The organism is Streptomyces sp. PH10-H1, from assembly GCF_030063355.1.
Taxonomy (GTDB): domain Bacteria; phylum Actinomycetota; class Actinomycetes; order Streptomycetales; family Streptomycetaceae; genus Actinacidiphila.
In genome coordinates, this window is the sequence record NZ_JASISZ010000088.1 from 18,175 (window position 1) to 28,546 (window position 10,372).

At 68.0% G+C, this 10,372-nt stretch carries 12 protein-coding genes; 5 read left to right on the top strand and 7 right to left on the bottom strand.

The features are described from left to right. Window positions 1-2: 2 nt before the first annotated feature. The 5 genes from QMK24_RS35005 to QMK24_RS35025 all read right to left on the bottom strand — a co-directional run bounded on the left by QMK24_RS35005 (window position 3) and on the right by QMK24_RS35025 (window position 3,985). On the bottom strand, window positions 3-380 hold the full coding sequence (locus tag QMK24_RS35005; protein WP_283470897.1) for a 3-hydroxyacyl-ACP dehydratase FabZ family protein: 378 nt from the start codon (window positions 378-380) through the stop codon (window positions 3-5). After that, complete coding sequence (locus QMK24_RS35010) at window positions 381-632, bottom strand: acyl carrier protein (RefSeq protein WP_283470898.1); 252 nt, start codon at window positions 630-632, stop codon at window positions 381-383. 161 nt (window positions 633-793) lie between these two features. Beyond that, entirely contained in the window at window positions 794-1,834 is a 1,041-nt protein-coding gene (locus QMK24_RS35015; RefSeq protein WP_349307930.1) for a recombinase family protein, read from the bottom strand. Between the two features lie 25 nt (window positions 1,835-1,859). Then, complete coding sequence (locus tag QMK24_RS35020) at window positions 1,860-2,840, bottom strand: beta-ketoacyl synthase N-terminal-like domain-containing protein (protein WP_283470899.1); 981 nt, start codon at window positions 2,838-2,840, stop codon at window positions 1,860-1,862. Further along, a complete protein-coding gene (locus QMK24_RS35025) occupies window positions 2,837-3,985 on the bottom strand; it encodes a beta-ketoacyl-[acyl-carrier-protein] synthase family protein (RefSeq protein ID WP_283470900.1) in 1,149 nt (382 codons plus the stop codon). Before QMK24_RS35025 ends, QMK24_RS35020 begins: the two co-directional genes overlap by 4 nt. A gap of 1,067 nt (window positions 3,986-5,052) precedes the next feature. On the opposite strand from QMK24_RS35025, the gene QMK24_RS35030 reads away from it, so the two are divergent. The 3 genes from QMK24_RS35030 (at window position 5,053) to QMK24_RS35040 (ending at window position 7,926) form a co-directional block, all read left to right on the top strand. After that, the gene (locus tag QMK24_RS35030; RefSeq protein ID WP_283470901.1) at window positions 5,053-5,583 is read left to right on the top strand and encodes a 4'-phosphopantetheinyl transferase family protein; all 531 of its coding nucleotides are present in this window, start codon (window positions 5,053-5,055) and stop codon (window positions 5,581-5,583) included. Between the two features lie 229 nt (window positions 5,584-5,812). After that, window positions 5,813-7,696, top strand: coding sequence for an APC family permease (locus QMK24_RS35035; protein ID WP_283470910.1), 1,884 nt, complete (start codon window positions 5,813-5,815; stop codon window positions 7,694-7,696). Window positions 7,697-7,785: 89 nt separating this feature from the next. Then, on the top strand, window positions 7,786-7,926 hold the full coding sequence (locus QMK24_RS35040; protein ID WP_283470902.1) for a hypothetical protein: 141 nt from the start codon (window positions 7,786-7,788) through the stop codon (window positions 7,924-7,926). A 4-nt stretch (window positions 7,927-7,930) separates the two neighbouring features. Here QMK24_RS35040 and QMK24_RS35045 read toward each other — a convergent pair whose 3' ends face one another. Continuing rightward, complete coding sequence (locus tag QMK24_RS35045) at window positions 7,931-8,692, bottom strand: maleylpyruvate isomerase family mycothiol-dependent enzyme (protein ID WP_283470903.1); 762 nt, start codon at window positions 8,690-8,692, stop codon at window positions 7,931-7,933. Between the two features lie 90 nt (window positions 8,693-8,782). Then, window positions 8,783-9,241 carry a hypothetical protein gene (locus QMK24_RS35050; RefSeq protein WP_283470904.1) on the bottom strand — a complete coding sequence of 153 codons (459 nt, stop codon included), beginning with the start codon at window positions 9,239-9,241 and terminating at the stop codon, window positions 8,783-8,785. Window positions 9,242-9,374: 133 nt separating this feature from the next. Between QMK24_RS35050 and QMK24_RS35055 the strand changes: the two genes are divergently transcribed. After that, complete coding sequence (locus QMK24_RS35055; RefSeq protein ID WP_283470905.1) at window positions 9,375-9,620, top strand: hypothetical protein; 246 nt, start codon at window positions 9,375-9,377, stop codon at window positions 9,618-9,620. A gap of 15 nt (window positions 9,621-9,635) precedes the next feature. Next, complete coding sequence (locus tag QMK24_RS35060) at window positions 9,636-10,346, top strand: hypothetical protein (RefSeq protein WP_283470906.1); 711 nt, start codon at window positions 9,636-9,638, stop codon at window positions 10,344-10,346. The last annotated feature ends 26 nt before the right edge of the window (window positions 10,347-10,372 follow it).

Sequence of the window (10,372 nt, forward strand, 5' to 3'; positions counted from 1 at the left end):
TCCTACGTCGGATCGCGGTACTGCAACCGCAGGGTCGCGGTCTTCCCCCGGCCGGTCCGGCAACGCGCACGCACGTCCCGGACTCCTTCGGCGCGAGTGATCACGCAGTCGATGGCGAGCAAGTCTCCCGGAAAGACCGGAGAGGCGAAGCGCACGGAACGGATCTCCTCCAGCTCGGGACGTACACCGTGCTGCTCATCGGCGTGCAGGAGTACTGCCTGGTGCACCGCGTCCAGCGTGAAGACCCCGGGCAGGAGCGGGAACGCAGGGTAGTGGCCGGCGAAAACGGGGGCTTCGGGGTCCACCGGGATTTCTATGTCAATACCGGCGTCATCCAGGTGCAGCACCCGTGCCCCCGGCAGCAGCATGACCGCGCTCATTCAGGCGGCCAGCTTCTGTACCAGCAGATCGTGGACATCCGGAAGCCGGCGGACCTGCATGATCTCCGCCTCGTTGATCTTTACCTGGTAGTTGCGCTCAAGTGTGACCGCCAGTTCCAGAGCGACCAGCGAATCGACGTCCAGGTCCTCGATGAAGAGGGCTTCGTCCGTGAGCGACTCGGGATTTACATCGAGTATGTCGGCGACGAGTTCACGCAACTCGTCCTGGTTGAAAGTGGTATCGATGGTCATCGAATCTCCCTTTCCGTCAGGAGGAAAACAGAGGGTCCGCCGGCCGCCTTGATGCACGGCGGCCCGCTCATTTCAGACGCTACGCGAGTTCATGTTTAAAACGCGTACACCCATGGGTGTTGGGAAAGGCCGGGATTTCCGGACCGCGCTCCGGCGGCGGGTCACAGTGCGAGCGAACCGCGGATGACAAGTTCCGCAGGACCCAGCACTGCCTTGGCCTGCAACATGCGGTCGTGGGCGGAATAGGTGAGCCGCAGCCCCAGCTCCTGGAAAACGGAGGCCTGCTCCTCTCCCCCGGACTCCCGCAGCCTCCGCACACGGCGAGCGGCCGCCACGATCGCCGCCTCGTGGTGGGCGCCGAATCGTGTGGTGGAGACCAGCTGCGTGAGACGGCCACGCGCACAGGACTCGCGCAGCCATGAGGTGAGCGGGCCGACGACCGACTGCTCCCGTAGGTACACATTCCGCGGATGGTCGATCTCGTTGGCGCTGGCGTACTCGGCCGGGAACCGGCAGCGGTAGTAGGGCTCGTCGTTGTTCCAGGTGCCCTGCATCAGCCGGTTGCAACGGGCGCAGCGCACGAGGCCGCGCAGCGCGTAGAACCGTTCGGCCGAGCCCGCGTTCGCAGCGGACACCGTCCTGCGCAGATCGAACATTCGCTGCACCCGATCGAAGACTTCGGGTGCCACGATCGTCACGGACTCCGACTTCTCACCGCCCGGGTCCCCGATCGCGGTGCGTTCCGCGTAGCGGCTGTTCACCAGGATCGCCCGCACGGCGCTCTTGGACCAGGCCGCTGCCCGGCATTCCAGACCGCGCCTGGCCGCACCGGGGCTGGAGATCCCGTCCAGGGTGAGACCCTCGGCGATGCTCAGCAGCCCCTTGTCCGCCAGGTATTCGTGGAAGATGCGCACGACGACGGGCGCGGTCCGGTCATCGGGAACGAGGCGCTGTCGCTGCCTCCCGTCAACGGTGCCGGTGACCGCCCGGTAACCGTAGGGCGGTCTGCCACGGAGCCGGGAGGCTGGAGCGGCTCGGGTCAGCGTCTCCTGGACCGGCAGGTCGGATGGTGCGGGGCGCTGGTGCGGATGTCGGCGCAGCTGGGAAACCCCTCCGGCCTCCGCGGCGCCGGCCGCCTGATATGTGGTCCGGCCGCGGCACGACCACATCGGATAGGTCCCGTTATGTAGAGAAGCGTGCATGTTTTGTAATCCCCCGTGTTGGTTCTCATGCTCGTGCCGGGCCTCCTCGCGCGGCCCCTAGCAGGGTCACCGCGGCGAGATGCCCGTCATCCGACACCGCGACGACAAGACCTGGACCGGGCTCCTCCAGCAGCCCGGCCAGTTGCAACAGTGCGGACACCGTGCCGAAACGTGCGTCGCCCCCGGTGAAAGCGGTGGTCCTCAGTGCGATGCCGGCGGCGGCGAAAGCTTTCTGTACCGACTCGTCAACGGGCGCGGCGACCGCCGACCCGCAGAAGGCGTACCGCACCGTGTGTTCGCCTGCGCCCAGTGCGGCGATCCGATCGGCCGCAGTCGTCAGAGCCGCGGGTTCCCAGCCGCCGTGTGCGGCACGCGGGACGAACCGCGAGAGCCCGCCGGTGAGTTGTGGCGAACCCTGATCGGCGTCGATGTCCAGCATCAGCGCCGCCGCTCCGCCCAGCGTCCCGGCTGCCGCGCAGGCGTCCTCGGTGGCGGTGGCGAGCACCCGGTCGGCCCGCCCGCGGCGCAGCGCGGACATCGCGAACAGTACGGCGTCCAGACCGCCCACGACCGGGTTCGTCAAGGTGACGGAGAAGGCCCGGCAGGCCATGGAGATCGCGAGCTGACTGGCCGGCATGTTCACCGAGAAGCCCGGCAGTTCGGCCGGGCTGAGTCCAGCCGGGCCCTGCTCCCGAATGGTGCGGTCCAGACGGGCGTGCATGGCGCCGATGGAGTGGTGGGTACCGGCGCAGACACCGAGGCGTGTCGCATCGTGGGCGTGCGGCGGCTTCTCGCCCGGGCTCCGCCCGGTTGCCGCGTTGGCCGCGGCCAGCAGATAGCGGGTGGCCGGAGTCATGTACTTCCAGCCACGCGGACCCAGGTGGAGCACCGGGTCGAACCAGTCCCGGTCGGCTTCCGCCGGATCCGGTGCGTCGGTGAGAACGAGGTCTCTCGCGCCCCGCACCCCGGGGGCCACCAGCCCTACGCCTGTGACGGAAAGGTTCACGATGCCGCTCCCAGCACGAGAACGGCGTTGTTGCCGCCGAACCCTGTGGCGCTGACCAGCACCCGGGGCTCGGTGAGCGGCACCGGACCGGCCACAGGGACATCGAGCGGGCAGTCCGGATCGAGCGTGGCCACGTGCGCGTTGGGCGGTACCGTCCGGTGACGCAGTATCAGGGCGGCAGTGACGCATCCGAAGACCCCGGCGGCGCCCGCCGTATGTCCGATGACCGCCTTGATGCCGAGCGCGGGGGTACGGTCCACACGCTCGCCGAGCGCCGCGGCGACGACGTTGCTCTCGACGATGTCATTGACCGTGATTCCCGCACGGTGCAGCACCAGGGCGCCGGGCGGGCCGGAGGCACGGTTCAGTGCCTCGGCCACAGCGCGCCCGAGCTGTGCTCCTCCCGGCTCGGGCGCCGTCGGATGATAGCCGTCACAGCTCCATCCGTAGCTCTCGACGACGGCGTACGGAACGGCGCCGCGGCGGGCGGCGTGTGCGGCGGACTCGAGGACCACCGCGGCGGCGCCGTCGCCGGTCACCATGCCCTGTCGGCCGGCGTCGAACGGCCTGCACACCAGGTGGTCCAGCAGCCCGAAGCGGTCCAGCGAGGCGAGCGCGACACGTGAATACCCGTCGGTTCCGCAGGCGATCACCACGTCGGCCTGGCCGCTGTCGATCAGCTCGGCGGCCCAGCTCACGGCGTACGCCCCTGCTGAACAGGCAGTGCTCAGGCTCTGGTTCGGCCCGCCCAGGCCGTACCGGCCGGCGATGGCGGAGGCGACCCGGAAGGAGCCGGAACCGGCAGCCACACCGGGGGCGGAGCCCGCTTCGGCCAGGTCGATATCGCCGAGCGTGGTCCCCACGGTCAGACCGGCGTCGGCGCATTGCTCCCGGCCCAGGCCCGCGTCGGAGAGCGCTTCCCCGACCGCGTGGCAGGCCATCACGCTGGCTCTGCCGATGAGCCGTCCGTCCCACTCGGATCGCTCCTGGGCGGTACCGCTGACCTGGTAGACCGGCGGGCGCCGGGACAGACCGCAGTCCTCCGGCGCCGGAGTGGGCTTCCCGGTCGCGAGCAGTAGCCCTTCCCAGAGTTCCGCGGCCGAATTCCCCAGACGACTGATCGCGCCCAGGCCGGTAATCACCACAGAAGCCGGCTCCTGTGATCTCTGGAAGACCGGCCGATCTCCGCACCGATGGCGATGGCTCATATGGCGATACACAAAACAGTCCGTTTCCTCGTGCGAACACGACTGACCTGATGGAGCCGAAGGGGATCCGCTGCGGCCCCGTCCGGCGCATACTCCGGTCGCCGCGGCCGACACCACCATGCGGACGCCCTCTTGCGTCCGGCACAGGTACACCATCAGGATGGAAGTTCCTCGCCTCCGGAGACACGGGCGGTTCCTCCCGATCAGCTCTTCGCGAGGCATCGTCAAGCTATGGCTGCTACTCCTGCCCGGGCAACGCGCAAGCCACTAGTGGACAGGGGTGCCGCGCCACCGTCCTGCGCACCCGACGGATCTGTCATATTGCTGTACGACTCCCAAGGAACAACTCCCTTTACCACCAGAGAGTTGGGGGGACCAAGCCCCAATACTGCAACGAGACTGTACAAAATCGCGGTGGAACTGCCGATCAAGGGAGTAACACCGCATGACTGATGTGGCCGAGCGCGAGAACATGTGCCAGCAGGACGTGGACTCGACTGCCGTGGATGACGAGTTGATCCGGATGCTGGTCGATCTGGCTCGCTCCGAGGGCCTGCGCAGGTGACCGGCTGGGCGGGCTGCTCCAGTAGCTGACCAAGCAGGTGCGGTGCCGCTGTGGCTCACCGGGTGAATTCCTGGCCGCGACATCGGTCCATTGTCAGGATATTGACAGACCGCCCTGCGCCGCCCGCCGGGGCCGCACCCGCCCCTCTCCTCCCCGTGTCACCTTGGTGACACCTCCGGGGAAGGAAGCAGGCTTGCCCATAGGTTTCATTGACGTGAGCTATCTGCAAGCGCCAGCCTTCCAAACGTCGTCCGCTTCACGCTGGTTGCTGTCCCGCGGCACAGACGTCTGGTGGTGGCCGATCACCGGCACCGCCGATCCGGCCGACGTCGCGCTACTCCAGCCTTCCGACCATGAACGGCTCTCACACACCCGGTCCCCGGCCCGGGCAGCGGAGTTCATCACCTCACGGGCGCGGATCCGTACAATCCTGTCAACGGTGCTGGATGTCCCGCCGGACCTCATCGAGTTGGGGCGCAGAAACTGCCCGTGCTGTGGCGACCCGGAACACGGGCCGCCAGCCGTGCTACGGCCGGAGACCCCGCTGTGGATCAGCAACTCGCACACCGAGGGGTGCAGCATGCTCGCGGTCTCGGACTCTCCGGTCGGCGTCGACGTCGAGCACATGCGCGCTGTGCGCACCGACGCGCTGGCATCCGCGGTGCTCACCCGCTCCGAGGACACATACCTGCGCACCGTGCTCGAAGGGACGGCCCGGACAAAGTCGTTCCTGCGGATGTGGACGCGCAAGGAAGCGGTGCTCAAGGCGGTTGGCATCGGCATCACCACCGATCTCACCGCGATAGAGACGCATCCGCGGTCCGAGGGGACCGCCAGGATCGTGGCAGGCCTGTCCGGCAGGCCGCTTACCTGGTCAGTATCGGATCTGTCGCTGCCCGGCCCATGGGTAGCCTCCGTCGCCCATCGCGACGGCCTGCCAGGCACAGTGAACCTGCACCGGGCCGGCTGACGCCGGACGCCGGACGCCGGACGAGACACGGGCGCGCCCTGGTGCGCAGGATCGGGTGTGAGGCGGGTCGGATTGCGTACGCTGACCCGGCCGTCGGATCGACGGCTGGTTCGCCATTCGATCAGTACAACGGGAGTACACGGTGACGCTTTCCGCCCCTGCGGAATCCGGCTCTCAGGGCAGAACAACGCGGCGTTTGCGTACGTGGCTGCTGGAGGGCCTGGCCGACATGGGCAAGCAGGAGCCGGGACAGCAGGCGAAGGCCCCCGGCGCGCATCGCGGGCAGCGGTGGTGGCGGGTGATGTGCCTGACGGGGCTGGACTACTTCTCGACCCTGGGTTACCAGCCGGGCATCGCCGCCCTGGCGGCGGGACTGCTGTCCCCGCTGGCCACAGTCGTGCTGGTGGCCGTGACGCTCGCGGGTGCGCTGCCGGTGTACCGGCGGGTGGCGGAGGAGAGCCCGCACGGTGAGGGCTCGATCGCGATGCTGGAGCGGCTGTTGTCGTTCTGGAAGGGCAAGTTGTTCGTGCTGGCTCTCCTGGGGTTCGCCGCGACGGACTTCCTGATCACGATCACGCTGTCGGCCGCCGACGCCACTGCGCACCTGGTGGAGAACCCGCACTTCACCGGCACCCTGCACGGCCATCAGACGGCCATCACCTTGGTGCTGGTCGGGCTGCTCGGCGCGGTGTTCCTCAAGGGATTCACCGAGGCCATCGGGATTTCGGTGGCGCTGGTGGGGGTCTACCTGGCGCTGAATGTCGTGGTCGCGGTGGTGGGGCTGTGGCACGTGATCAGAGCGCCGCACCTCATCACTGACTGGTCCTCGGCACTCACCACCGAACACGGCAACCCGCTGGCCATGATCGGTCTGGCTCTGCTGATCTTCCCGAAGCTCGCGCTGGGCCTGTCCGGGTTCGAGACGGGCGTGGCGGTCATGCCCCATATCGAGGGCGATGCCGGCGACACCGAGGCTCAACCCGCCGGGCGCATCCGGGATGCCAAGAAGCTGCTGACCACGGCGGCGGTGATCATGAGCGTCTTCCTCATCGTGACCAGCGTGATCACGACCCTGCTCATCCCGCAGCACGAGTTCAAGGCCGGGGGCCAGGCCAACGGACGGGCCCTGGCCTACCTGGCCCACCAGTACCTGGGCTCCGGCTTCGGCAGCGTCTACGACGCCTCCACCATCGCCATCCTGTGGTTCGCCGGGGCCTCGGCAATGGCCGGCCTGCTCAACCTGATGCCCCGCTACCTGCCGCGCTACGGCATGGCACCCCACTGGGCACGCGCGGTGCGCCCCATGGTGCTGGTCTTCATCGCCGTCGCCTTCCTGGTGACGTGGATCTTCAACGCCGATGTAGACGCCCAGAGCGGCGCCTACGCCACCGGTGTCCTCGTGCTCATCACCTCCGCCGCGGTCGCCGTCACCATCGCCGCACGGCGCGCCGGGCAGCGCGGCTGGACGGCCGGTTTCGCCGCCATCGCGCTGGTCTTCCTGTACACGACAGGGGCGAATATCGTCGAACGACCCGACGGTGTGAAGATCGGCGCCTGCTTCATCGCGGGGATCATCGCCATCTCATTACTGTCCCGCATCGCCCGCGCCTTCGAACTGCGGGTCACCGATGTGGTGCTCGACGAGGCGGCCGAGCGATTCGTACGTGACAACGCCAGCCGCAAGATCCGGTTCATCGCCAACGAACCGGACCGCCGCGACGAGGCCGAGTACCGAGACAAACTCCAGCAGATCCGCGCCGACAACGACCTCTCCGAACAGGAGGACTTCGTCTTCGTCGAGGTCACCGTCCTCGACCCCTCCGACTTCGAAAGCGAGGTGAGAGTGGCCGGCGAACTGCTCCACGGCCGCTACCGTGTGCTCGCTCTGGAGAGCTCCACCATCCCCAACGCCCTCGCGGCGCTGATGCTGCAGGTACGGGACCTGACCGGCCAGCGGCCGCACATCTACTTCGAATGGACCGAGGGCAACCCCTTCGCCCAATTCCTCCGGTTCTTCCTCTTCGGCCAGGGCGAAGTAGCACCCGTCACCCGCGAAGTGCTGCGTGAAGCCGAACCGGACCGCGACCGGCGACCCCGCGTCCACGTCGGATGAACCCCGTCCGCGTACGCCCAGCGACGCCACCCGGAGGATCCCCGCCACACTTCTCTGCACTAAGAGCACCTAACAGAAAGCCTGGTTTCTTGGCTGAGTCGGCAGTGCTGCGGGAGGCGCTCGGGCCCGAGTTGTACGAGGCCGTACTGGCCGTCCGCCGCGCGGAGGCGGAGCTGTTCGCGATGTTCACCGACGCGGACGTCATCAAGGCCGTCCGCTGGCGGTATTGACTGGCTACTCCTCGGGCTCCCAGGCGATCAGCTGCTCGAACACCTGCTGGTCGCCCTCGATCTTCAGGTCGCTCAGCGTGAGGCGGCCCCAGACGAAGAGGAGCAGCTGCTCGGCCGTGCCCGTGGCTGAAGCGGAGGCGGGCGCGGCGTCGTCCGTGAGGGGTGCGGGCCAGGCGCCGGTGCCGTCCAACGCGAGGAGCCAGGAGCGGCCCTCGGTGGCGTGGTAGTGGATGGTGGCGGCCTCGTGCGGCCAGGGCGCCGGGGTGGAGTTGCAGGTGTCGAGAAACTCGGCCACGCCGTCGATCGCGACGTCCGTCGGCATCGGCTGCACGGCGCCTGCGGCGAGCTGGGCGTCGTAGGTGTGTACCAGCACCTCGTGCACCCGGCGTCGGGCAACGCCCCGGGCATTCGCCGGCGACACGCCGGCGCCCCACCACGCCCAGCACTCGCGCTCCGGGCCAGCCCCGCGCAGCGCACTCAGCAGCAGCTCGTTCGACTCGGCGTACCAGGCCAGCAGCGCCTCGGGCTCGCGCGGCACCTGCGCGGCATCCTTGGCCGGCGGAGCCTCGGCCGGGCCCGCGGCGACGATCGCGGCCCACCAGCGCTGGCCCGTACCCAGGTGCTGCACCAGATCGAACAACGTCCACTCGGGGCAGGACGGCACCGGCGCGTCAAGGCTGGGCGCGGCGGCAACCGCACTCCGGAACGCGGCCGACCGCTCGTCGATCAGTTGCAGCAGGGCGGAAAACTCAAGATTCTCTGTCACATCGCTTACCTATCACCCCAACTCAGCCGACCGCACCCTATTTTCCAGGGCATCAGCTGCGGAAGCCAGCCCCGGGCCCAGGTTGAGTGGTTAGGGCATCTGGAACCCGATCTCAGCAAGCAGGTCGCGTGTCGTGAGGACTTCGATCCCGCGGTCTCGCGATCGATTGGTGAGGCGCTTCTCGTTCGTGACGAGGGCGCATTTCTCAAAGTCCGCTGTGACGGCGATCAGAGCGTCGCGCGTGTGGTCGATGTTGCCGGACCGCAGGGCCTCGGTGACTTCCTCGTCGTCGTGGAAGCGACAGAAGTTCAGTCGCGAGTAGTCCAGGGCGGCAGCGCCCGTGGCGACAAGGGTGCCGAGGTCACAGAGCAGCAGGAGCAGGAACGAGCGGCGATTCAGGTCCGGGATTGCGGCGAGCTCATCGATGTTGACGTGCGTAATCAGGAGTTCGATCTTGCCGTCGTCGATCGCGGCGCGCGCAGCCTCGTAGGCCCCGGCGGTGTCGGCTATGGGATCGATGGCGTTGGAGTCGAGCACGAAACGGCGCATGTCGCAGACCGTACTGGTCGGCACCAGATGGTTCGAGGGAGTTCGCGATGATCTCAAACGAGCAGGTTGCGATGCTGGCGACCTTCGGGGCGGTGTGGGGGTTCTCTCCGTCGGTCACAACCTCGCGGACCACGTGATCGGGCAGACCGACCGCCAGGCCGCCGGGAAGGCGGCGCCGTCGGCGACCGAGGTCGCCGACGGCGTGAGCCCACGGCGGGGCTGGGGTGCCTGCCTCGGACACGTCGCTCAGTACCACCTGGTGATGGCCGTGATGCTGAGCCTGGTGTGGGCCGTTCTCCCGCTTCAGATGTTCTGGCCCGGGCTGGCGGCGGGGCTCGCTGTGTCGGCGGTGACGCACGCGTTCGTCGATCGCCGGTGACCGGTGCGGTGGCTGTTGGAGCACATCGGGTCGAAGGGCTTCGCGGAGCTGAAGGCGGCGGGGATGAACGGCATGTTTTTGACCGATCAGGCCCTGCATCAGACCGCGCTTCTTGTCTCCGCTCTCCTGATCACCTTCTGTGAGCTGGGGATTCTGGTGAGGGAGTGTGGGGAGCCCGAGCGGGACCGGGCCGGTCCGCTCGAAGCGGCATGCTTGTTCGCGCTTGCTGCGCAGGAAGGTGAGGGTGAGGTCGAGGCCGTCGATTTCCCCTCGCCAGTCTTCGGCGACGGCGCGTTCGCGGCGGGCGAGGAGGTCTTCCTCCAGTTCGTCCAGGCGGGGCAGCATCTTCGGGTTGATGCTCAGCATGGGGGCAGCGGATGCAGGGCGTGTTCGTGCTGGCAGGGGAGTTCCGTAGGGGCGTCCGCAGGAGCCGAGTTCGACGCGACGCTTGTCGAAGTGCTCGTTGAACTCCGACCATTCCGTCTTGGTCGGCTCGCGGTACTCGCTCTCGGGCCGCTGGGCCCGTCGGCGGTCGAGGAACTGCTGGTAGTGGCGGACGACGTCGTCGTCGAAGACGGCGACGTAGCCGCGGGTGGTCTGGATATTCAGGTGACCGAGCAGGGCGGCGCCGATGTGGATGGGGAGGCCGCCGTTGATGACGTCCGTTGCGAACAGGCGGCTTGTGTCCGCAGAGGCCGTGTGCGGATGACCCTGTGTAGCGATTGAGCAGGCGTGCCGATGTGGATTCTTTC

What these genes read in the sequence shown, in the direction of transcription:
- QMK24_RS35035 (WP_283470910.1), top strand. Translation starts at nt 5,813, where the DNA reads ATGGGCAAGCAGGAGCCGGGACAGCAGGCGAAGGCCCCCGGCGCGCAT.
- QMK24_RS35010 (WP_283470898.1), bottom strand. Translation starts at nt 632, where the DNA reads ATGACCATCGATACCACTTTCAACCAGGACGAGTTGCGTGAACTCGTC.
- QMK24_RS35015 (WP_349307930.1), bottom strand. Translation starts at nt 1,834, where the DNA reads ATGCACGCTTCTCTACATAACGGGACCTATCCGATGTGGTCGTGCCGC.
- QMK24_RS35005 (WP_283470897.1), bottom strand. Translation starts at nt 380, where the DNA reads ATGAGCGCGGTCATGCTGCTGCCGGGGGCACGGGTGCTGCACCTGGAT.
- QMK24_RS35050 (WP_283470904.1), bottom strand. Translation starts at nt 9,241, where the DNA reads ATGCGCCGTTTCGTGCTCGACTCCAACGCCATCGATCCCATAGCCGAC.